Raw genomic sequence first — 21,438 nt, 5'->3', positions numbered from 1 at the left:
GTTTCAGCGGTCCAGACCTCCCCGGCCGGCGCCGCGCGAGCGCCTGGAAATGGATATGGACGACACCGTCGTCTACGCGATCGGCGACGTGCATGGCTGCTACAAGGAATTGCTGTCGCTGGAGCAGAAGATCCAGCTCGACGCGCTGCAATTTCGCGGCCGCAAGATTATCGTCATGCTCGGCGACTATATCGATCGCGGGCCGCAATCGGCGCGCGTGCTCGACCACCTCTTGGCTCTGCCGCCAACAGGGTTCCTGCGCGTCTGCCTGGCGGGAAACCACGAAGTGGCGATGCTGAACTATCTCGACGGCTATCTGTCGCGGGACCGCTGGCTGGCGGTCGGCGGCCTCGAGACGCTGTTTTCCTATGGGGTCGATCCGGCGCGGCTTGCCAGCCTCTATGCCTCAAGCGACGCGGTCGACCGGCGCGTGAAGGAAGTCATTCCGGCCAGCCATATCGACTTCCTGCGCAGCCTGCCGGTGCTGCTCTGTTCGGATAAATTCGTTTTCGTCCATGCCGGCATCAGGCCGGGCATCGACCTGGTCGCACAGGATGAGCAGGATCTGCTCAACATCCGCGACGAGTTCTTCAACGCCGCCTATCTGCTCGACCGCTTTGTGGTGCATGGGCACACGCCGGTCGATATCCCCAGGATTGACGGGCGAAGGCTCGGCATCGACACCGGCGCCTTTCAAAGCGGCCGGCTGACAGCGCTCAGGATCGCCGGTAAATTCGGCAAGCTGATCTTTTCCTGACCTGCCGTGCTTCTTCGTTTGAGCGTGATCCTTTCCGAAAACCGGATCTGCTTTTCCGGATCACGCTCCTTTTCAGGATCGCGCTCCGTTCAGGCGGCGGTCTTGGCCCGCACGTCCGATTTCTCCAGATAGTAGGTCGAATAGCGGTCGAAGAACTTTTCCGAGCCGCCGAGCGAGCCGTATTTCGGCAGCTTCTTCAGATCGACCTTGTTGAGCACGGCGCCGACGACCTTGCTTGCGACGTAGGGTTCCTGCTCCAGCAGCGAGCGCACCATGGCGCGCGGCGTGCGGCCCCATTCGGCAACCAGCACGAAGCCGTCGACCAGCGGCGCAAACGCTTTGGCGTCGACCACGGGGCCGAGCGGCGGCAGGTCGACGACGATGTACTCGAACGTCTCCCTGGCGTTGTCGATGAAGCGCCGCATGCCGGCCGACGAGAGCAGCTCGCTGGTATGCGAGAACTGGCCACGCAGCACGGCCGGGATGATCGCCAGCTTGGTCTGGCGGTCGACCTTGCCGACCGACTGCCAGGTCTGGCCGTTGACCACGGCCTCCATCAGCCCCTGCTCGGCCTCCATGCCGAGGTTGCGGCTGAGGCCAGGATTGCGCAGATCGGCGTCGATCAAAAGCGTCTTCGAGCCGTTGGCGGCCAGCAATCCGGCGAGATTGGCGGCGACCGTAGACTTGCCCTCGCCGGGCAGGACCGAGACCACGCCTATGACCCGGCTGCCTTGCCCTTCCATGACGACGTCGAAGGCGATCTTGGCGTTGCGCAGCGTTTCGGAGAACATCGATGCCGGCGCATCGACGCTGACCCGCATGCGCGCCCGTTTCTCGGCCGCCGACAATGTGTTGGCGCCTTTGGCATCCGCCGCACCGCCGTCGGCGTCCTTGCCGAGCCTGCCGCCGATCATCGGCAAATAGCCGAGGAATTTGAGGCCGACGCGATCGCGAATGTCCTCGCCGGTCCTGAAGAAGCGCTCGTTGAACTCATTCAGGCCACCGAAGCCGGCGCCAAGCAGCACGCCAAGCACCAGCGACAGCGCCAGCACCCTGGAGGTGCGCGGGCTTGAGGCGGAAAGCGGCGTTGAGGCATCCGAGATGATGCGGACCTTGCCGACCGGGAAGGATTGCTGCTGCGAGGCCTCCTCGTAGCGGCTAAGGAAGGTCTGGTAGAGCGTGGTCAGCGCCTGCGCCTGCTGGTCGAGTTCGCGCAGTTTGACCTGGCTCTGGTTGTCGATGGAGCTCTTGCCGGCCGCGTCGGCGATCTTCTGCCTCAGTGAGGTCTCGCGTGAAAGCGCGACTTCATATTCATTGCGATAGCTTTCGGTCAGCTGCTTCAACTCGCCGAAAATCTGGGTCGACAGGTCGGCCTTCTCCTTGGCCAGCGCCACCGCCTGCGGATGGTCGGCGCCGAAATTGGCCGTCACATCCTGCAGCCGCTTGGCCACTGCGAGATAGCGGGTCTTGAGCGTTGCAATGACGGAGCTTGCCGGCTGATCGCTTGAGATGGCGGAATCGTTGAAGGCATTGTCCGAGCCGCTTTCGACGATGGTCTTGTATTGCTGATAGCGGGCGCTGGCGCGCGCCGTATCGGCCTGCGCGACGATCAGTTGCGCGGTGAGATCGGCAATCTGCTTGTCGCTGATCAGCTGGCCGTCGCTGTTGGCGGCCAGACCATGCTCGGCCCTGAATTTCTCGACCGCCATAGCGGCCGCCTGTGAGTTCTGACGAAGCTCGGTCAGCCGGCCCTGCAGCCAGACCGCAGCGCGTTCGGTGGCGTCGAAACTGGCGTTGAGCTGGTCGGCGAGATAGGCGTCGGCATAGGCCTTGGTGATGGCGGTGGCGAGCGCCGGATTGGTCGACTGGTAACCGATGGCGAGCACATAGGAGCGGCCGTTGCGCTGCGCCAGCACCTCGCTCTGCAGCTTCAGCACGGCATAGTCGTGGCGCGCCGTCTGCATCATGGCCTGGCGTGTCGCCTCATCGACGTTTTCCATGCCGGGAATCTGCTCGGCGGAACTTGAGCGGAAATAGCCGATCACGCCGCGCACGAAGCCGATGCCCTTGACCAGCGCCGATTGCGGCGGGTTCATGAACTCTGCGTTCTGGTCGAGTTTCAGCTTGTCGACCACCACCGAGGCCAGCCGCGCCGAGGTGATGATTTCGATCTGGCTGAGCAGGGCGGCGTCGGTCTGCATGGTGACGGATGCAGCCGAGATGTCGTCGATGACCTTGTTCAGGCCTTCGTCGATCAGCACGCTGGCGACCGACATGTATTGCTTGGGCGTGGTCTGCAGATAGAGCAACCCCAGGAACAGGCCGATGATGGCGCAGACCGCCACCACCTTGACCTGACGCGCCGCCATGCCAAGCAGGCGCTCGACGTCGATGAAGTCTTCACCCTTTTCCTGATCGGGGTTGGGCAACGGCATCCTCTTGTCGAGAGGAAAGCTGGCATAATTCATCTTCGATCCAATTCTAGGTTACAGGCGCCGGAGCGAGACGGGTCAGGCCCCACCTCGTCCGAAGCTGCGGAGATCGGGGGCAAGATATGCAACGCAAGCTTCATGCCATCCGGCGCCGGGCCTGAGCGGCCAGGCGTGCAGGCATGAGCCGCGCCATCGTCCAAACGCATATGCCCTCGAAAGATGGGCATTATGCGGCCACTTCCTGACGCTCATGCGACCGCACGAACGCCCGCAGCATTTCCAGCACAGGTCCCTTCATGTCGTCGCGCGCCAGCGCGAAGGCGATGGTGGCCTCTATGAAGCCTTCCTTGGAGCCGCAGTCGAACATGCGGCCATTGAAAGGCTGGGCAAAGAAAGACTGGCTTTTCGCCAGCCGCACCATGGCATCGGTAAGCTGGATTTCGTTGCCGGCGCCGCGTTGCTGGTTGCCCAGCAGCGAGAAGATCTCGGGCTGCAGGATGTAGCGGCCGTTGATGTAATAGTTCGACGGAGCATCGGCCGGCGCCGGCTTTTCGACCATGGCCGTCACCTCGAAGCCGCTGCCTGTCTCGGCGCCGCGCCCGACGATGCCGTATTTGCTGGTCTCGCTGGGATCACAGCGCTCGACGGCGATCACGTTGCCGCCGGTCTGCTGATAGAGATCGACTGTTTCAGCCAGGCAACCTCGGCGGCCGAACGACACCATGTCGGGGAGCAGCAGCGCGAAGGGCTCGTCGCCGATGACTTCGCGTGCGCACCACACCGCATGGCCGAGACCATGTGGCGACTGCTGGCGGATGAAGCTGGTGGCGCCGGCCACGGGCAGCATGCTTTCGAGCGCCTCCAGCTGGGTCTTCTTGCCGGTTTGTTCGAGCGTTCCAATCAGTTCGGGGTGCAGGTCGAAGTAGTCCTCGATGACAGCCTTGTTGCGGCCGGTGACGAACACGATGTGCTCGATGCCGGCTTCGAAGGCCTCGTCCACCGCATATTGGACGACCGGCCGGTCGACCACGGGCAGCATCTCCTTCGGAATCGACTTGGTTGCCGGCAGGAACCGTGTTCCAAGCCCCGCCACAGGGATGACTGCCTTCCTGATTTTCTTCATCGCAAATTCCTTCTGAGCAGATCGATTTCAGCCTGTTGCAGGCCACGAACAAACGTCTTCATGTACTCGCCCTCCTTACCTCTCCGCGCCGACGGCAAACTGCGCCGCCACCCTTTTGAGGCGGACGGCGATCGGCATCGACATGTGCCTGACAGCCGCCGGATCACTTAGCGCGGTGCGTATCGCTTTCAACGGCGAACGCGCCTTGATGTGCTGGACCAGCGACAGGAACGATGCCGCCTTGCGCAGGCTGCGGGCGCGTTTGGCGAAGGCGGCCGCAGCAGCAGCGTCCATGGAATTGGTCTCGGCGAAGACCGCGTCGGCCTTGCGCATCGCCTCGATATGGTGAAGCTCGAGCACGCGCGAGATCGAGCCCGTGCGGATGTGGTAGATATAGCCGGTCGTCGGCTCGACGACGCATTTTCCGCTCTTGGCCAGCGCGTTGGCGAGCAGGATGTAATCCTCGCCTATGCTCAGACTTTCATCATAGCGAAGCCCGTTTTCGATCAGGAAACGGCGCTGGAAGATCGGCTTGAGATAGCCAAGGTTGAACGTGGATTCGAAAACGATGTTGCCAGCGATGTAGTCGGCGAGCGTGATTTCACGCAGGCCCTCCAGATATTTGGCGGGAAACATCGTCGCTTCGGCAATGCCGTCCTCGCGCACCACCTGGAGGTTGTCGACGGCGATTACAGCGCCCGCACTTTCGGCTAGCGCGATCATGGCGGCGAGCCGCCCGGGCAGGACGGCATCGTCGGAATCGAGCACCGCGACCCAGCGGCCTGTGGCGAGGTCGAGGCCGGCATTCCTGGCGCCGCCAGGGCCACGATTTACCGGCAGCGCAACCACTTTGACGACATCTTTTGGATAGGCTCTTGCGACGTCGAGCGTGTTGTCGCGCGACTGGTCATCGGCGACGATGATTTCGACGCTGACATCGCGCTGGGCCATGGCGCTTGCGATCGCCCGGTCGAGCGTGGCCGCGGCATTGTGGGCTGCGATGACAAAGGAGACGTCAGGCTGCACGCTTGCCTCCTTGCTGCGGGGAAGACAGTCCGTATTGGCGAATTTCGCTGATACCGACCAGGCCGCTGACGACGCCGACATGCATGATGCCGCGCAGCACGCTGCGGTTGCGGCGGACCGGGCTAATCGCAGTCAACGCCGCCATGCCGAAGCAATAGGCGGCCTTGGCCGAGGCGAGGCCGACCTCCTTCGCCCGACGGACTGCGCCCGCATTGTGGCCAACAAGGTGGCCATGCGTCTGACCGAAGCGGAAGCGGCGGCGGCGCAGCCAGTCGAAAGCGGCTCGCGAACGCGGCACGACTTCCTCGACCAACGCCTCCGGCGCAAAGGCGATGCGACCGCCTGCCTTGACCATGCGGTCGAAGAATTCGGTGTCTTCGCCGCCGCTCTGGCCGCGCGCCAGGCTGAAACGACGGTCGCGCAAGCTGTCGGCGCTCATCCTCAAAAGGACGTTGCAGGTGTAGCCGGTGCGGATTTCGCCCTGCACCCAGACCGGCAAGGTCGAATGGAAATCGCCCTTGCGCATCCAGTCCGGCGCATCCGGGCGGTAGAGCGCCCGCACCGGACCGAGCACGGCCTCGGCGCCGCTTGTCTCCGCGATAGCAATCAGTTCGGCCAGCCATTGCCGGGAAGCGGTTTCATCGTCGTCGATGAAGGCGAGAAAATCGGCCGTGCTGGCATCAAGACAGGCGTTGCGGGCGACCGAGATGTTGCGCGCCGGGGCGTGCCGGTAGCGGACCACGAGCTTCAATTCGCTCGCCAGCGCGGTCACCAGCGGCTCGGCGGTCGGCTCGTCGTCATTGTCGGCGACGATGACGCCGATGCCGAAACCGGCAGGCATATCCATGGCAGCGAGCGACCGCAGCGTGTCGGCCAGTTCCGGCCGCCGGAACGTGCAGACGCAGATGTCGATTCGGCGGCTGTCGGCGACCATCATGCCACCCCGCGCTGCGATCGCGAGCCGAGCAGTTGCAGCCAAAACCCGAGCGACCAGCCGAAATGCATGACCATCGCCGAAATGCCCGCCAGCACATTGTTGGGATTGCGCTGGCTGATGGCGGTCACAGCGCCGTAGCCCAGACAGACCGAAGCCCAGACCAGCAGCGGCACCGCCGCCAGCCAGTGGATAAAGGAAAATACCGCGAGAAGGACGACCGGCGCCACCAGCAGCGGGATCATCTGCCGAACTTTCGGGATCATGCGGTGCTTGAGCACATTCTTGGCGCGGCCGCGGCCATAGCCGAGATATTGGAAATACAGGCCCTTCAGCGACGAACGCGGATAGTAGACCATCTGCGTCTTGCCGCTCATCCAGATGCGGTAGCCTGCCCGGCGCAGGCGGTAGTCGAGTTCGGCATCCTCATTGTGGCTGAAGGTCTCGTCATAGCCGCCGACCGCGGTGAAGGCCGAGATCCGGATCAGCGCGTGATGGCCATGGTCCACCCATTCGCCGGCGGAAAGGTGCCGGTGCTTGGAGCCGCCGGTGCCGAGCTTGGAATTCTGCGCCGCCGCGACCGCTTTCTGCACCGCGCCGCTGCCGCTGGTCAGCATCGAGACGACGACCGAATCGGCTGAAGTGGCGAGCGCCTCCTCGACCAGCCGGTCGCAATAATCGGCGGGATAGCCGCCATGGGCATCGATGCGGATCAGGTATTCGGCGCCGTCACCGAGGCTGGCGACGGCGAGATTGATCGCCGCGCTCTGGATACGTTTTGGGTTGTGCAGGAGGACGACCTGAGGGTCCTTGGCCGCAACCTCTTCGACAATGGCCAAAGTACCATCGGTGCTGCCGCCATCGGCAACGACGATGCGGGCGCCGAGCCTTAGCGCTGCCGGCCTGAGCTGCTCGAGCAACGCGCCGATATGGGCTGCCTCATTCAGGCACGGAATGACGATCAGGCTTGGCGGCAGCGCTTCGGTCTGCGTCATCGGCGCCTTTCCATGAACTGCACTTTTGTCATTGGTCATCCTTCAGGCCAGTGCCTCGGTGGCGAACGAACCAGGGGCAACCGCAAGGCCGCGCAGCCTGTCGACAAAGGCGCGGCAGTCGCTGCGGTCGTAACTCCAGGTTCGTGGGTTGCGGGCCAGCACACGCGCCTTGGCCTTGCCGAAGTGCTCCTGGTCCATGCGGCCGAGCGCGGTTTCCAGGATTTCGGGCGTGGCAGCAGAAAGCAGGATGCCAATGTCCTGCTGGTTGAGAAAGCGCCCGGTCTCGGTAGTGCCCATCGAGATCGGTACGGCGCCGAAGCGGCAGCCCTCATAGAGGCGGTTGGGCAGCAACCATTCCGAATTCTGCCCTTCCTCGAAGAAATCGATCGCCCAGGAAAAATGCACTTCGCCGTAGATCGCGGCCATGTCTTCCGGGTTGCGGTAGGGGCCACGAAAGGAGAGATAGGGTTCGGCCTCGACAAAAGCATGGAAATCCGGGAATTCCGAGAGTGCCGGACGGCCCCGGAGGACGACCTCGAAGCGCCCGCCCTGACGGCGCGTGAAGTCGGCCAGCAGCTCCAGCGAGCGGCGGCAGCGCAGCGCGCCGAACCAGCCGATGCGCCACGGGGGTGCTGCAGGGTTTTCGGCCTTTGACCTGTCATCCAAGGCGATCGGCGCGGTTTCGAAGTATTTGTTTTCGACCAGTTCCACCGGTGCGGCGACCTGCCCGAACGGCTTGAAATAATTGGCGATGAAGGCCGGTGAGCTCGTCACCAGAAGCTTCACGTCGCGGGCGAGATAACGCTCCGCTGTGCGCAGTGCTTTGCCCAGCATGTCATTGCGCAGCACCAGGCGATGGATGTCGAGGCATTCGTAGACGATCGGCACGCCGCCGCGAAAGGCGGCCTTGGCGCGCCTGGCCAGCGCCAGCATTTCCAGATTGCGCGCGATGATGAGGTCGGGCTTCGGCATCGCCGCAAGCTTCGAGCCTATCGACAGCGCCGCCTTGGCGACCGCCGCCAGACGCTGGCCGAATCGGCCGTCACGCGTCGCGCCGAGGTCGACCGGCTGCAGCCCCTCGACGTCGGGAACAGCATTTGTGGTCCGACGGAAGCCGGCCAACGTGACCCGCGCGCCGCCTGCCTTGAGCATTATGATCCGCCGGCGCACCGCCGGGTCGGAAACATCGTGCACAAGGTACAAGACATGCAGCATGAAAACTCGACCGCTGTTGGCCCACCCGCGGGAATGCTAACCCAGCTTTTGCTGCATCGCAACATTTTTGGTGCGCCGTAGCATAAGTGCACGTTTTTTGTTGCACTGCAAAATTGATGCGTTACCCTCCGTCGGGCTTGAGCGCCGCTCTGGCTGGTCACCCAGCCCGATGCAGCGATGGATTGTGACGCGAGCCGCATCGGGATCGTCCTGGCGTGGGTATTTTCGGTCACCATGCCCGTCCTAGGCACCGCAGGCCACGCCGCGGAATCTGCTGACGAAATGAGGTATCCCATGAAGATCGTCGTTGAAAACACAGTCTGCCTGAATACCGGGGATGCGGCGATTCTGCTGGCGATCCGCCACATTCTCAAGACGATCGTGCAAGGCGACGTGCGGTTTGCCGTCTTCGACAGCCAGCCCGAGGTTGCGGAACGACTCTATCCGAAGACGGATTATCCCGACCTCGAATTCCATAAGCTGCTGTCGGAATCCCTGTTCCGATACAAGAATGGCAGCGGGCTGAGGGACCGGTTCAAGCCGATCTACAATCGGCTCGTTCTCCAGGCCCTGCGCTGGTTTGGCAGCAGCGCGCTAGGCAATTTTTTCAGCCATTGCGACCGGCGCGGTCTCGATATCTACGCCGACGCGGACATGGTGGTCACCACAGGGGGAACCTATCTCGTCGAGAACTACAATCTCGAACGACGCCTCAATCAGTTCAGGCTCGATGCCGTATTTGGCAAAGATCCGGTCTTCTTCACGCAATCCCTCGGTCCGTTCGACAAAAGTTACAACCGCCAGGAGCTTGGCCCGATCTTTGACCGCAGTCCGCTCATCCTGTTGCGCGACGAACGGTCGCGGACCCATATCCGGGACTTGGTGAAGGATCTCGGCAAGTGCCACGTGGTGGCCGATGCCGTATTCGCCTTGGCCGATACCGACAGGATCCGCAAGCGTCTCGCTTCCAGCCAGCCGCCGGCGTCGACGGGCCGCGTCGCTATTTCGGTCCGCCACTGGAACTACGTCAGCGACGGTGAGGGCGGCATGCGCCGCTATCTGGATTCGGTCCGCGAGATCGCTACAATTCTTGTCAGGGACCTTGGCAAGGAGGTGACCTTCGTCTCCACGTGTCAGGGCGTGCCGGAATATGCCCATGACGATTCCAAGACCGCACAGGCCATCGTTGCCGAGCTCGATCCTGAGATCGCCAGCCACGTGACAGTGGACGCTTCGTTCCACACGCCGGACCAGTTGATGGCGCTGGTGAAGGGCTTCGACTTCGTCGTCGCGACGCGCATGCATATGATGATCATGTCGCTTTGCGTCGGCACGCCGGTGCTGCCGATCGCCTACGAGTTCAAAACCAAGGAAGTGGCCAAGCGAATCGGTGTCGACGATGTGCTGCTCGACATCGACACCGTGACGCCCGAAGAGGCGCGCGAAAAGCTCGGCCGATTTGCGGGAAATCTCGACCGCTATCGCAAGACAAGCCTTCAGGCCGTGCTCGAAGAACATGCTTCGGCAATGTCGGCCACAAACCTGCTGGCGCCGCTGATCGCCGGCCGCTCAGCGGATATTGCGCGCGGCGTTGGACAGGGTGGTGAACAAAGCGCGTCGCGACTGCGGGACGGCAAGCATGAAAACGAGACCGATGCCGTAGTTGAGGGCAAGCGCCAAAAAGACCGCGAGCAGGTCTGACTGGCCCGTTAGAGACGCCGGCAACCACAGGTACAGGAACCAGGCAAGCAGGGACGAGGCGATGAAAAGCCCCTGCATGAGCAGGAAGTCGGCGGCGGTCACCGGACCGACGCGATGGACCAGTAGCGCCAGCACGGGAACGCGCAGCACGTAACCGCTGATGGCATAGGCCGCGGCAACGCCGACGGCGCCCCAGTGCAGGCCAACGACGAAGGCAGCGACGGTCGTCAGCGACGAATAGATGCCCCAATGGAACATGGTCTTCGTCTTGCCCTGACAGATGAATATCCATCCCGTCGTGCTTGAAACGGACTGGACCAGGCTGGCGATGCCCAGCCAGGCAAAGATCGGTGCGACCGGTGCCCAGCCCGCGCCGAAGAGAAGTCCGACGATCTGATTGGAGGTCAGCGTCAGCGCCGCGATGCCCGGCATGGTAACGGCCGCCAGCATCCAGTTGGTGCGCACATAGATATCGCGAAAGCGGGCCTTGTCATCGTGGATGCGGCTGAGCAGCGGCACCATGACCCGTGTAAGCGGCTGGTTGATGTTCTGAAGCGGGAACAACAGGAGCTTGTAGGCGCGGTCGTAATAGCCGAGTTCGATCGCCCCGGAATATTTTCCGATGAGAATGTTGTCGAGATTGCGCGAGAAGAAGTTGGCGAGGTTGAAGCCGGTCAGGTTGGCGCCGAACGACAATATATCGGCATCGACCTTCAGGTCCGGCCGCAAAGGCGTCCAACGCGCCACCAGCCAGGCGGCAGCCAGGGCGATAGCTGCCGAAACCGCCGGGCCGATGACCAGCGACCAGTAGCCCAACCCCGCATAGGCCGCGATCGCGGCGGCCAGAAGTCCGGCGGCGGCGCTTATCACGTCGTTCAGTGCGAGCTGGCCGAACTGCAGGTGCCGGTTCATCAACGCCAGCGGCACTGCGGCGAGACTGCCGAGAAGCAGCGGCAGGGCGGAGCCAAGGGTAATGCCGGACATACGTTGATCGCCATAGAACGCGGCGATGGCAGGCGCCAGGCCGGCCACTACCACGGCACTACCCAGCCCGACGAGCGCGCTGATCCAGAACACCTGGTTGAGCTGCTGGTTGCTGATGTCCTTGCGCTGAACCACAGCCTGCTGCAGGCCCAGATTCTGAAGCAGCCCGACGAAGGCGACGATCGGCCCGACGGAAGCCACCAGACCGAAATCCTCGGGGACGAGCAGACGGGCCAGCACGATGACGGAGAGAAACTGGATCGCCATCTTGAAGCCCTGGGCGCCGATGGTTACCAGCCCGCCGCGCAGGGCGACACGACCGAACTGGGGGGGCGGATTGGCGTTCATGCAAGCGACCTCGTTTCGCCAAGCCGCATGGCGATTTCCACGAAATGTTGGTTCAGCAGATCGGAGTTGAACTCGGCCTCGATCTTCTTGCGCGCTGCGAGAGCGATCTCTTCACACGGCTTCGGATTCTCGGCGATCCAGGCAAGCTTTCCGGTCAGCGCCGCAACGTCCCGCTCAGCCACGAGAAAACCCGTCTTGTGATCATCGATCAGTTCAGGGATCCCGGAATGATATGTGCTGACCACCGTCAGGCCGGCGGCCATCGCTTCCATCAGGGAAACCGGAATGCCTTCCAGATCGCCATCGCGGGCGCCGACGCTGGGCAGCAGGAACACATGCGCATCGCGCAGACGCTGTTTGACTTCGCTGTGCGGCCGGGGCCCAAGAAAATTCACCCTGTCGGCAATGCCAAGCTCTGCGGCGATCCCCTTCAGCTGCTCGAGAAGTTCTCCGCCGCCGATCACCGAGTAGATCCAGTCTCGCCGCGGCAGGCCAGCAAGCGCGCGAAGCGCATATTCGATGCCCTTCTTTTCAGTCAGGCGGCAGACCGAGATGAAGGAGAGCGTAGCCTGCTCCCATGAACGCCACCGATAGTCGATCTCACTCGGCCGCACCCCCATATGGTGAACCACAACCTGCTCCGGCGATGCACCGACCTCAATCAAGGCATCGCGGAAAAACGCATTCACCGGCAGTTGAAGAACGCCCTTTTCGAACACAATCTTGTAGCGCGCGAGCGTATTGTCATGCAGCGGTTCGCCGACATCACGGCCGTGAAATATCGTCACCAGGGGAGCGGAAATCCTCCCGCGCTTGATCGCGCGGGCCACGCGCATGCCGTTGTTGCCGAAATGGGCAACGATGACGTCGGCGCCCTGCAGTTTTCGCGCATGAGCAATGTCGATGGCGGTCGAGAGCTTGTCCCAGAACCTGCCGGACCACTTCCTGAGCAGCGGGCGATAGCGACCCAGGCCACCCCACCAGCATACGACCTTTCCTGGCAACGCCTGCCAGCGCGGATCATCGATGTTGCTGTCCCTGCCGAAGGACGTCTCGTTGCAGACGACGCCGACTTCCATGCCGCGCTCAAGGCATCCGGCTATCTGGTCGAGAACAAAGGTTTCGGACAATGAGGGAAACTTGTCGACTACAAAGCAGATCTTCATCGGCAGGATGCGCTCGTCCGGGGAGCCGGTGTCCCTTTGACAAAAGCCGGGCCGAAGACAGGGTGGCGGAAGCACAAGACATGCAGCATGGAACTCTACCGCTGTTGGCCCACCCGCAGGAACGTTAGTACAGGTCTTGCTGCACTGCAACATTTTTGGTGCAGTGTAGCAAGATTTCCCTCAGCTTGGCGTGCCTGCCGATCAAACGCAGAGGAGCAGTGTCAGCCGGCAGATGAAGGATCCACCAAGCCCTCGGAAACGCCGACATGACCGGTGGGTGCATGCGCAGGGCTCGATGTGGCCAGTTGGGTAACGATCTGCGCAAAACGTTCATTCAGAACATCTGCGTTGAAGTCCTCCTCGACTTTGCGGCGTGCGGCAAGCGCGATACGCTCGCATTCGGTCGGGTGCTCCGCGGCCCAGGTAAGCTTGCCGGCAAGCGCTGAAATATCTCGCTCGGGCGCAAGCAACCCCGTCTCCCCATCCTTGATGAGCTCCGGGATTCCCGAATGATACGTGCTGACCGCAATCAATCCGGCGGCCATGGCCTCCATGAGCGCGACCGGAATGCCTTCCATATCCCCGTCGCTGGCAGTGATACTTGGCAGCAAAAAGAGATGCGCCATGCGAAGCCGTCTTTTCACCTCTGCGTGAGGGAGGCTGCCGAGGAATGTTACGCGACCAGCCAAGCCCAGCTCTACGGCCAGCTTCTCCAGATTCATCCGCAGAGGACCGTCGCCAACAATGTCGTAACGCCAGTCTAGCTGCGGCTGGGAGGCCTTGAGGGAGGCCAGGGCTCGCAAGGCGAACTCGACGCCTTTCTTTTCGACCAGGCGGCAAACCGTCGTCACGACCAGTTGGGTGCCTTCCCACGATTCCCAGCGATAGCCGATTTCGCGGGTGTCAATTCCCATATGGTGGACCGTCGTGCTCGCCTGGGACAGGCCGGCTTCCAGCAGCATCGTGCGGAAGTAATCGTTGACGGGCAGGTTCAGGGTCCCATGCTTGGTCAGCCCGGCATATTGTGTCGCGAGCACTGCCTGCCGCGCCGGGATCGCCACGTCCGCGCCGTGAAAGATGGTTATGATCGGTGGTTTGAGCACCTTCCATTTCTTCAGTGCGGCTGCTCTCTCGCCGTTCTGTCCGAAGTGGGCGACAATCACGTCGCAGCGGTTCAGGCGGCGTGCAAAGGCGATGTCGAGAACGGTCGAGGCCTTGTATCGCAGACGCGGCGGCAGACGCTGTACAAATTTGCTGATTACAGCGGCCCATCGCCACCAATGTCGGGTTCTGGCGAGCAGCGTCGCCATCGGCTCGCTTTGCCGGTCAATTCGGTGGTCACCTTGCATCTTTTCGCAGACCACTTCGACCTGAAAGCCCCGCGCCAGCAGCCCAGCCATCTGGTCCACGACGAAGGTTTCCGAAAGCAGAGGGAATTCGCCGACGACAAAGCCCACGCGCATGACCCGCCCATAAGGTTGGGGCTTGCTCGGACCAAGCGGTCCATATCGCACAAGCCCTAATGTAGACAGGCAGAATACACGTTGATTGCTGCAGTGCCACAAAATATTGCACTGCAGCAATTAAAAGTGATCCGGACGGGCGCACGACGCCTGGACCTGGCTAACGGGAACTTTGCGCGACCACGGTCGTGCAGCGTCTCAGCTGAAATGCAACACGACGCGTTTAGGCTGCGCGCTCCAAACCGACACGTCTTGCGCGGTCGAGAACGCCCATGAACGTTGCGAACTGGCTGTCGGGGTTCATTTGCCGCCGCTCCGAAAACTGACGTGCTGTCGCTGACAGCCGCTTGTACTCGGCCTCATCGCTCCACAGCCGCCTGATCGTTGCGACCCAGTCGGCGAGCGGGGCGTCGTAGTCCAGTACCACGCCGCCGGCGCCGATCGCTTCCGGCAGACCGCCGCGCCGCGAGCCGACCACGGGAATGCCACTACAATGCGCTTCCGAGGCCACCCGGCCCCAGGCTTCTTCCCATTTGCTGGGCGCAAGCAGGATTTTCGTGCGGCCGTAGACCGTCTTCATGTCGCTGGTGCGGCTTTCCAGCTTGACGTTCTGGAGGGGAGAGATTGTTGCTTCGATCCGGGCTCGATGATCGTCGTCGAGCTTCCAGCTTTCGACGAACAGGAACGGGATCTCGGGACAGGCGGCGGCAATGCGCACCGCAAGATCGAAGCCTTTTTCCTCATATGGATTGATGAGCGTGACAAATTCACCGGTCGTCGGTGTGCTGTAGAACGCGGGATTGATGGTCGGCGGAATAACCGTCGAATCGATATCGAATTTTGCCTTATAGGCGCGCGCGGTGAACTCGGAGTTGGCGATATAGACCGCCGAATGGAGCTCACGCAGATCGCCGGCCAATTCGTCGAATTCGACATTCCTCAGATAGACGGTCAGCGGCACGCCAAGCCTCTGCAGCTCTCTGCCGATCGGCACCGAATTGTGGCACTGCACGACCGCGACATCCGGCCTCAACTTTTTGACGGCGAAGTCGGCCGCTTCCCAGGGGAACCACGCCCGTACAACCGGATAGCCCGGGAAATTGTCGATGACCGCGCGCTGACGAAGGAGCTTCATCTTGGCGCGCGCCCTGAAGCCGAACATGCCGTCGCCGAACAGGGCTGCCAGAACGGATGCCTCGTGACCGTTTTCGCGCAATTGCTCGACCAGGTGGTGGGTGCTCGACTGGACGCCCCCGCTGAATTGCGGCGTGTAGCCGGTGCCGCCTGCAAACAGAACTTTCATGAACCTGGCTCCGCGTTGTGCCGCCCTGCCTTCACGCCGCCATCCTGCCGATCGAGAAATACTCGATGCCGTGACGGGCGATGACCTTGGGATCATAGAGGTTACGGCCATCGAAGATGACCGGCGTGGTCAGGGCATCCTTCACCGCGTCGAAGGACGGGGCGCGGAAACTCTTCCATTCGGTGGCGATCAGCAACGCGTCGGCGCCGCGCAGTGCCGCCTCCTTGGTGCCGCACAACAAAAGGTCGTCGCGCAGGCCGTAGATGGCCTGGCATTCCTGCATCGCCTCGGGGTCGTAGGCCTGCACATTGGCGCCGGCCTGCCACAGCGCCTCCATCAGGACGCGCGCCGGCGCCTCGCGCATGTCGTCGGTGTTGGGCTTGAAGGCGAGGCCCCAGAGCGCGAAGGTCTTGCCCTTGAGACTGCCCTTGAAATAACGGTGCACCTTGTCGAACAGCACCGACTTCTGGGCATTGTTGCGCTCCTCCACGGCGCGCAGCAGCTTGGCGTCGAACTTGACACCTTCGGCGGTCTTGATCAGCGCGCGGACATCCTTGGGAAAGCACGAACCGCCATAGCCGAGGCCGGGATAGATGAAGTGGTAGCCGATGCGCGGATCCGAGCCGATGCCCTTGCGTACCTCCTCGATGTCGGCGCCGAGCTGCTCGGCCAGATTGGCCATTTCGTTCATGAAGGAGATCTTGGTCGCCAGCATGCAGTTGGCGGCGTACTTCGTGAATTCGGCGCTGCGCACGTCCATCACGATCATCTTCTCGTGGTTGCGGTTGAACGGCGCGTAGAGCTCCCGCATCACCGCCTCGGTGCCCTCGCTGTTGGTGCCGACAATGATGCGGTCAGGCTTCATGCAGTCGGCGACGGCGGAACCCTCCTTGAGGAACTCAGGATTGGAAGCGACGTCGAAAGCCAGGTCCTGGCGCCCGCGCGCCTTCAGCGTCGCGGCGATTTTGGCCTTCACCTTTTCGCAGGTGCCGACCGGCACGGTCGACTTGCCGACGACGATCTTGGGACCGTCCATTTCGCGGCCGATGGTCTCGGCCACCGCCAGCACATATTTGAGGTCGGCCGAACCATCTTCGCCGGGTGGCGTGCCGACCGCAATCATCTGGATCTCGCCATGCTTGACGCCGCAGGCGGCATCGGTGGTGAACTTGATGCGGCCGGCGGCGTGGTTCTCCTTGACCAGGGCCTCCAGTCCCGGTTCGAAAATCGGCACCAGGCCCTGGTTGAGCCGCTCGACCTTCTTTTCATCGACATCGACGCACACCACCTGGTGCCCGACCTCCGCCAGCACCGCGGCCTGCACGAGACCGACATAGCCAATTCCAAAGACCGTCAAATTCATTCGGGTTAATTCCTGTTCACGCCCTTTGGCCTTATATAGCCGGGCCGGTTCAGATCTACTTTATGCTGCTTACACTGCATGCCAGCGATTCCGGAAACTGGCACGGCTGGCCGAGCGCGGTGAAGGCGACGCGCTGCACCTGCATCGTCACCTGGCGGCCGGGGTCCGAAAAGGCGCCCATCCAGTTTTTCAGCGTGTCGCTGCCCCAGAGGCTGAAGAATATCTTCTGCGAGTGGGTCGGCAATTGCTCGGGATTGGTCACTTCCTGGACCAGCTTGCCGTTGACGTACCAGCGCAGCCGGTCCTTTTCCCAGATAAAGGCATAGTCGTTGAAGCCCTTGTCGGCGCCGCCTTCGACCTCGGCCAGCTTCTCGTTCTTGGGCTTGCCGGCGATGTAGCTGTTGACCTGCACCTTGGATGTATCCTTGGTCAGCACCTCGAAGTCGATCTCATACCAGGGCTGTTTGTCGGCAGGGCCGATATAGGTGAAGAAAGCGGCGTTGAGACCGGATCCGGTGTCGGTCTTCATCCGTGCTTCATAGGTCCCATAGCCGAAGCGCTGCTTGGTCTGGATCTCGGCGCAGGCGAACTCGCGGTCCTTCAGTTTGCGCTTTTCGAACCCGAGCGTCAGCATGTTGTCGGAAAATTTTACCAGGCTTTTCGACCAGGTGCAGTTCTGGTGATTGCCGTTCGACCAACCGTCGGAGACATACCAGCGCGAACGATCGAAACTCTTGAAATCGTCGACGAAGGACGGTGCGCTTTGCATCTCCGGGGAGGCGTCCTGGGCGCGGGAGGGGTGGGCGGCGCCGAGCAGAGCTGCGGCTGCCGCCAACAGAAGCGCACCAACGGATAGAAGACGCGTTGGGTTTACAAGACGCATTGGCCGATTTGGCCGCGTCGAAATCATGGCATCGATTGCCGCCATGGGCGTCGTCTTCGGATCTGCGTTCATATCAATTCACCTTTGTGCTGTTCCGCCCCAACCCAAAGTCACCGATTGGCCCACATTGCTAACGGGCCGATCCCGATCCTCCGTCCCCGAACTTTCTCTTCTGTGTCTCGTGTGACCGTGTTCAGCCGAAGCGACCTGCGGGTTTGACATATTCCCCGTGCGAATCAGAACTCTGGCCATCCTCGCCGACGATCGCGTCGAGTGAATGACGCAGTTCCTTCATCCGGCTCGTCTGGCGCACCAGCTCGGCGATGCGCTGTTCGCAGTTCAGGATGGACTTCGTCAGCTCGCCGACTTCCGACAGCTTGCGTGCCGACGCCGAGCCGTTCTCCATCGACTCGACCAGGAAGGCCGCGTTGGTGGACTTCGACCGGTAGCGGGCCTCCAACCCGGTCTTCTCGGCCGCAATCTCGGCCGTGATCTGATCCAACAGCTTTGCCAGACGGTCGAAACGCGCCAGATCGGTCTGCTTGTCGCGCGCTGGGTCCCTGGACCTGAAGCCGAAAATTGAAGCCATCCGGTTGGCCTTCCAAAATTGCTGCACCGCAACATACAGTGCCATCGTCGGGGCGTGTAGGCAACCTCCGAGTTTCAGAAAGGCAATTTTTTCAGCCTTGCGGCCGCCGTCCCGGACTTGGCGGAGCCTACTTTTGCGCCGCCGTGTTGGTAGCGGCCATGAGGAAGCGCAAGGGCGGCACCGGCTGCTGCCGCGGGGACAGACCGGCGTGGCGAAACAACGCATCGAGCTTGTCGGCGGCCACGCCGACAACGATGGGAATGAGGTTCGATTGGCTGGCCAGCGCATAGGCGGCGGCAGACGCCATGCCGCGCTCGGCCTTCACATCGAGGAAATTGCGCAGCCGGTATTTGTCACGCACATGCCGCTCGTGCTTGCGCAGCAGGGCCTTGGAGCCTTCCGGCAGGCTGTCGATCTCGAGCAGTGCCAGATCCGCATCGGCGAGGCGCTTCAGATCCTGTGTCTTGTGGCGCCCGCTCAGCGAATCGGCGCGCACGATCGCGCCATAGCCGCAGGAACGGATGACCTTGAAGCGTGCGCCAAGGGCAAAGGCGCGGGCGTAGAGTTCGTAATCTTCGCCGAGACGCAGGTTCTCGTCGTAACGCAGCCCATGCCTGTCGAGGAAAGCTCTTGATATCACCGGCTTGAGAAAGCCGAGTTCGCCGCGCTGGACACGCCGTCTGGAGATGTTGCCCTCGATGAACCGCTCGAAGTCGAGGAATTCCGGGTCCGCCGAAAAGGACGGGGCGACGATCTTCGAGACATCGGTCGCCGTATCGTCACGGATCAGCATGATGTTGTCGGCGGCGAAATCCCAGTCGGCGCTGGCAAACAGCTGGCGAAACCGTCCCTGAAGGAAGAAATCGTCGGCGTCGAGAATGCTGATGAAAGGTGATTTCGACCCGGCAATGGCGGTATTGCGGGCGAAGGACGGGCCGCGATTGGCGTCGAGCCGGATGACCGAAAGCCGGCCGCTGCCATCATCGGCAGCGCTGGCCACCTTTGCGGTGTCATCGGTGGAGGCGTCGTCGACGACGACGACTTCCGCCACCTCCGGCTCGCGCAGCGCCGAGGCGATGGCTGCGGGAATGGTCCGGGCCGCGTTGCGCGCGGCGATGATCACGCAGACCCGGGATTCTGTCATGGACATAGGGTGGCCTTTCGATTGCATAAAGTGTCGCGAGGCCCCTCGCCCTCCCGGCGCGCGGCGCCGGACCCCGATCCATCCCCCGATCCATCCCCAGCGGATCGGGACGGAACGTTATCTGCCTGCTGCATGACGACCCTCATCGTCACCGGCTTTCCCGCTCGAAAATCCGCCGGCTGAGGTCGGCTGACGCGGCCCAGCCGGCCTCGGTCAGATAGCGGACAGGTTCGCGGCCGCACAATTCCCACAAAACGGTGCGCCGTTGCGGCCATCTGAGCGACGACACCCACGGCGCGATGACCATGTGGAACAGGTCTTCATTGCCGATGCGTGACAGGATCCTGGTGGCCCGATCCGACAGCAGCGTGCCGGCGCCACCAAGCAGCACATCGGCGGCGCGCAGGCCCAGCAGCAGGGTGTCAGCCAGCCCCTGCTCGGCCGCGTAGTCGAGCACAGTCTGCTGCTCGGCCTCGCTCAGCCGACTGGCAGCGGCCCGGATATCGCAGACATAGCCCGCGCATGGCTCGCGGTTGAACAGCGCCTTTGCGACACTGATGCAGGACAGAAGCAAAGTGTCGGAGGCCGAGATGAACGGCACGCTGGAGCCGGCGATCGCAAGCGCGCGCTTGCGGCGCAGGAACCCTTCCGTATCGCGCGGGCTGGGCGATCCCGGCTGCTGGAGCCGGTAATGGAGATCGACTGTGGACAATTTCCGACCCTGGCTGCGAACCATGTGCTGCTCGCCCAGAAAGCGCACCCACCAGACGGAGCGGGACTTGCCGGCGACCTCGTAGCCGATCGAGCGCAGCGCATCGCGAGCTCTAAAGAAGCCGGCCGGCGACACCAATATGTCGACATCTCCGGACGGCTTCATGAAATGGTCGCCATAGAGCAGTTGCTGCTGGAGGGGCCCCTTCAGGAACACGAAATCGATGCCGCTGCAGCGCAGCGCCTTGTCGATGGCCATCGAATCCATGATGCCGGACGAGTTCATCGCAATCGTGCGCCGGCGATAAGTGTCGAGCCACTCGAGCAATCCCGGCGGCGTCTCGCCCGCCGGTGGGCGCGACAGCGCCTTCAGCATGAAGGTGGCGACCTTGTTCAGCCTGGCGATGTCGCAAACATCGGCAACGGAGATGGCCGGTGCAGGCGCGGTGCTGGGGCTCGCCCCGGAGGCGAAGAACAGCCGCAGGCACGCCTGCACATAGGCCACTTCGTCGGCGCAGCCAGCGGCGCGCAACCTTTCGAAGGTCCCTTCCTGCAAGGCCATCTGCTGCAGCATCTCCGCAAAAAATTCGCCAGGCGCGTTATATTGCAACTGCGAAGCAAAGCATCGCCAAATTCATGCGCCGCGTCCAGTTTTTCCTTTGGCGCCAATTTTCCTGCAACCTGAACGTTTCGCAACACAGTCCTACAACGAGATGCAAGGCGCCGCCTGATCGGGGCTTTTGGCGGGTACGTCAGCAACAATTTTGTGGGAATGCGCCAGCGCCCAAGTGAGGAGCATTCGAAGGAAAATTTAACGTAACTAAATCAGATACTTAGTTCATGGCCTCGGACACTCTGCTGAATTCTCCTGGATGTGAAAATGCAAAGCGCTTTGATCACCATTGAAGGGAGTCGCAACCGAGAATTGATTAACGGCTGGTAAATCAGGCTTGACTCATAAATGCTGCCATGCAGCTATTGCGGTGCAGCAATAGCTCGCTGCCGGCAATCGACAGGCCGCTTCCAGTCCACAAGTGGAGAGTAAATTGGAACAGAATGTTGAAAAGCATGAGTACGAAACCCCTAGCCTGACGGTCCACGGCTCGATCGAGACCATCACGCAAGGCGGTAGCGGTACTACGGCACTCGACGCCTCGTTTCCGGCACATACGCCGGTCGGCGAACTCACCTTCTCCTGAGTATTCTCTCGTTGGGGTGACAAAGTCCGGACTCTGCAAACAGAGCGCACTAAGGAGAGTCGGGGGTCAAACCCCGGCTCTCGCGTCTTTGTCCGGAATTGT

The 21,438-nt window shown here is 62.1% G+C and carries 17 protein-coding genes and 1 pseudogene; 3 read left to right on the top strand and 15 right to left on the bottom strand.

Annotation, left to right across the window (positions count from 1 at the left end):
• The first annotated feature begins 55 nt into the window (after positions 1-55).
• Positions 56-757: a metallophosphoesterase family protein gene (locus NKH54_RS05670; protein WP_348524264.1), complete on the top strand. Its 702-nt coding sequence runs from the start codon at positions 56-58 to the stop codon at positions 755-757.
• A gap of 89 nt (positions 758-846) precedes the next feature.
• On the opposite strand, the gene NKH54_RS05665 is transcribed toward NKH54_RS05670, so the two are convergent.
• The 6 genes from NKH54_RS05665 to NKH54_RS05640 all read right to left on the bottom strand — a co-directional run bounded on the left by NKH54_RS05665 (position 847) and on the right by NKH54_RS05640 (position 8,482).
• Entirely contained in the window at positions 847-3,225 is a 2,379-nt protein-coding gene (locus tag NKH54_RS05665; RefSeq protein WP_353027851.1) for a polysaccharide biosynthesis tyrosine autokinase, read from the bottom strand.
• 190 nt (positions 3,226-3,415) lie between these two features.
• On the bottom strand, positions 3,416-4,312 hold the full coding sequence (gene galU, locus NKH54_RS05660; RefSeq protein ID WP_352597305.1) for a UTP--glucose-1-phosphate uridylyltransferase GalU: 897 nt from the start codon (positions 4,310-4,312) through the stop codon (positions 3,416-3,418).
• Positions 4,313-4,387: 75 nt separating this feature from the next.
• Complete coding sequence (locus NKH54_RS05655) at positions 4,388-5,338, bottom strand: glycosyltransferase family 2 protein (RefSeq protein WP_352597306.1); 951 nt, start codon at positions 5,336-5,338, stop codon at positions 4,388-4,390.
• Positions 5,328-6,272: a glycosyltransferase family 2 protein gene (locus NKH54_RS05650; RefSeq protein ID WP_198020960.1), complete on the bottom strand. Its 945-nt coding sequence runs from the start codon at positions 6,270-6,272 to the stop codon at positions 5,328-5,330. The genes NKH54_RS05655 and NKH54_RS05650 overlap by 11 nt, the downstream gene beginning before the upstream one ends.
• Positions 6,272-7,267, bottom strand: a complete 996-nt coding sequence (locus NKH54_RS05645) for a glycosyltransferase family 2 protein (protein ID WP_352597307.1) — start codon at positions 7,265-7,267, stop codon at positions 6,272-6,274. Before NKH54_RS05645 ends, NKH54_RS05650 begins: the two co-directional genes overlap by 1 nt.
• A 42-nt stretch (positions 7,268-7,309) precedes the next feature.
• The gene (locus NKH54_RS05640) at positions 7,310-8,482 is read right to left on the bottom strand and encodes a glycosyltransferase (RefSeq protein WP_023689991.1); all 1,173 of its coding nucleotides are present in this window, start codon (positions 8,480-8,482) and stop codon (positions 7,310-7,312) included.
• 177 nt (positions 8,483-8,659) lie between these two features.
• Here NKH54_RS05640 and NKH54_RS05635 point away from each other — a divergent pair.
• Positions 8,660-9,826, top strand: a pseudogene (locus NKH54_RS05635) (polysaccharide pyruvyl transferase family protein); the annotation flags it as partial.
• 225 nt (positions 9,827-10,051) lie between these two features.
• On the opposite strand, the gene NKH54_RS05630 reads toward NKH54_RS05635, so the two are convergent.
• The 9 genes from NKH54_RS05630 to NKH54_RS05590 form a co-directional block, all read right to left on the bottom strand.
• Positions 10,052-11,515, bottom strand: a complete 1,464-nt coding sequence (locus tag NKH54_RS05630; RefSeq protein WP_023684224.1) for a lipopolysaccharide biosynthesis protein — start codon at positions 11,513-11,515, stop codon at positions 10,052-10,054.
• A complete protein-coding gene (locus tag NKH54_RS05625; RefSeq protein ID WP_352710280.1) occupies positions 11,512-12,681 on the bottom strand; it encodes a glycosyltransferase in 1,170 nt (389 codons plus the stop codon). The genes NKH54_RS05630 and NKH54_RS05625 overlap by 4 nt, the downstream gene beginning before the upstream one ends.
• A 221-nt stretch (positions 12,682-12,902) precedes the next feature.
• Entirely contained in the window at positions 12,903-14,144 is a 1,242-nt protein-coding gene (locus tag NKH54_RS05620) for a glycosyltransferase (protein WP_353027850.1), read from the bottom strand.
• Between the two features lie 223 nt (positions 14,145-14,367).
• Positions 14,368-15,447 (bottom strand): glycosyltransferase, encoded by a 1,080-nt coding sequence (locus tag NKH54_RS05615; protein WP_023668804.1) that lies wholly within the window; start codon positions 15,445-15,447, stop codon positions 14,368-14,370.
• A gap of 31 nt (positions 15,448-15,478) precedes the next feature.
• Positions 15,479-16,810, bottom strand: a complete 1,332-nt coding sequence (locus NKH54_RS05610; RefSeq protein ID WP_353027849.1) for a UDP-glucose dehydrogenase family protein — start codon at positions 16,808-16,810, stop codon at positions 15,479-15,481.
• A gap of 55 nt (positions 16,811-16,865) precedes the next feature.
• Positions 16,866-17,765 carry an endo-1,3-1,4-beta-glycanase ExoK gene (exoK, locus tag NKH54_RS05605; RefSeq protein ID WP_023668806.1) on the bottom strand — a complete coding sequence of 300 codons (900 nt, stop codon included), beginning with the start codon at positions 17,763-17,765 and terminating at the stop codon, positions 16,866-16,868.
• Between the two features lie 121 nt (positions 17,766-17,886).
• Positions 17,887-18,282 carry a cytochrome P450 family protein gene (locus NKH54_RS05600; protein WP_023668807.1) on the bottom strand — a complete coding sequence of 132 codons (396 nt, stop codon included), beginning with the start codon at positions 18,280-18,282 and terminating at the stop codon, positions 17,887-17,889.
• 127 nt (positions 18,283-18,409) lie between these two features.
• On the bottom strand, positions 18,410-19,432 hold the full coding sequence (locus NKH54_RS05595; protein ID WP_353027848.1) for a glycosyltransferase family 2 protein: 1,023 nt from the start codon (positions 19,430-19,432) through the stop codon (positions 18,410-18,412).
• 142 nt (positions 19,433-19,574) lie between these two features.
• Positions 19,575-20,699 (bottom strand): nucleotidyltransferase family protein, encoded by a 1,125-nt coding sequence (locus tag NKH54_RS05590; protein WP_353027847.1) that lies wholly within the window; start codon positions 20,697-20,699, stop codon positions 19,575-19,577.
• Between the two features lie 484 nt (positions 20,700-21,183).
• On the opposite strand from NKH54_RS05590, the gene NKH54_RS05585 reads away from it, so the two are divergent.
• Positions 21,184-21,336, top strand: coding sequence for a lasso RiPP family leader peptide-containing protein (locus NKH54_RS05585; RefSeq protein WP_023684233.1), 153 nt, complete (start codon positions 21,184-21,186; stop codon positions 21,334-21,336).
• Positions 21,337-21,438: the final 102 nt, after the last annotated feature.

This window comes from Mesorhizobium sp. M1004 (genome assembly GCF_040318795.1).
Lineage (GTDB): Bacteria > Pseudomonadota > Alphaproteobacteria > Rhizobiales > Rhizobiaceae > Mesorhizobium.
This window is presented reverse-complemented; position numbering and strand designations above follow the sequence as displayed.

Coding starts and splice junctions, on each gene's coding strand:
- NKH54_RS05650 (WP_198020960.1), bottom strand. CDS start 6,272: ATGGTCGCCGACAGCCGCCGAATCGACATCTGCGTCTGCACGTTCCGG.
- NKH54_RS05625 (WP_352710280.1), bottom strand. CDS start 12,681: ATGAAGATCTGCTTTGTAGTCGACAAGTTTCCCTCATTGTCCGAAACC.
- NKH54_RS05590 (WP_353027847.1), bottom strand. CDS start 20,699: ATGGCCTTGCAGGAAGGGACCTTCGAAAGGTTGCGCGCCGCTGGCTGC.
- NKH54_RS05630 (WP_023684224.1), bottom strand. CDS start 11,515: ATGAACGCCAATCCGCCCCCCCAGTTCGGTCGTGTCGCCCTGCGCGGC.
- NKH54_RS05600 (WP_023668807.1), bottom strand. CDS start 18,282: ATGGCTTCAATTTTCGGCTTCAGGTCCAGGGACCCAGCGCGCGACAAG.
- exoK (WP_023668806.1), bottom strand. CDS start 17,765: ATGAACGCAGATCCGAAGACGACGCCCATGGCGGCAATCGATGCCATG.
- NKH54_RS05640 (WP_023689991.1), bottom strand. CDS start 8,482: ATGCTGCATGTCTTGTACCTTGTGCACGATGTTTCCGACCCGGCGGTG.
- NKH54_RS05595 (WP_353027848.1), bottom strand. CDS start 19,432: ATGTCCATGACAGAATCCCGGGTCTGCGTGATCATCGCCGCGCGCAAC.
- NKH54_RS05610 (WP_353027849.1), bottom strand. CDS start 16,810: ATGAATTTGACGGTCTTTGGAATTGGCTATGTCGGTCTCGTGCAGGCC.
- NKH54_RS05620 (WP_353027850.1), bottom strand. CDS start 14,144: ATGCGCGTGGGCTTTGTCGTCGGCGAATTCCCTCTGCTTTCGGAAACC.
- NKH54_RS05645 (WP_352597307.1), bottom strand. CDS start 7,267: ATGACGCAGACCGAAGCGCTGCCGCCAAGCCTGATCGTCATTCCGTGC.
- galU (WP_352597305.1), bottom strand. CDS start 4,312: ATGAAGAAAATCAGGAAGGCAGTCATCCCTGTGGCGGGGCTTGGAACA.
- NKH54_RS05665 (WP_353027851.1), bottom strand. CDS start 3,225: ATGAATTATGCCAGCTTTCCTCTCGACAAGAGGATGCCGTTGCCCAAC.
- NKH54_RS05670 (WP_348524264.1), top strand. CDS start 56: ATGGACGACACCGTCGTCTACGCGATCGGCGACGTGCATGGCTGCTAC.
- NKH54_RS05615 (WP_023668804.1), bottom strand. CDS start 15,447: ATGAAAGTTCTGTTTGCAGGCGGCACCGGCTACACGCCGCAATTCAGC.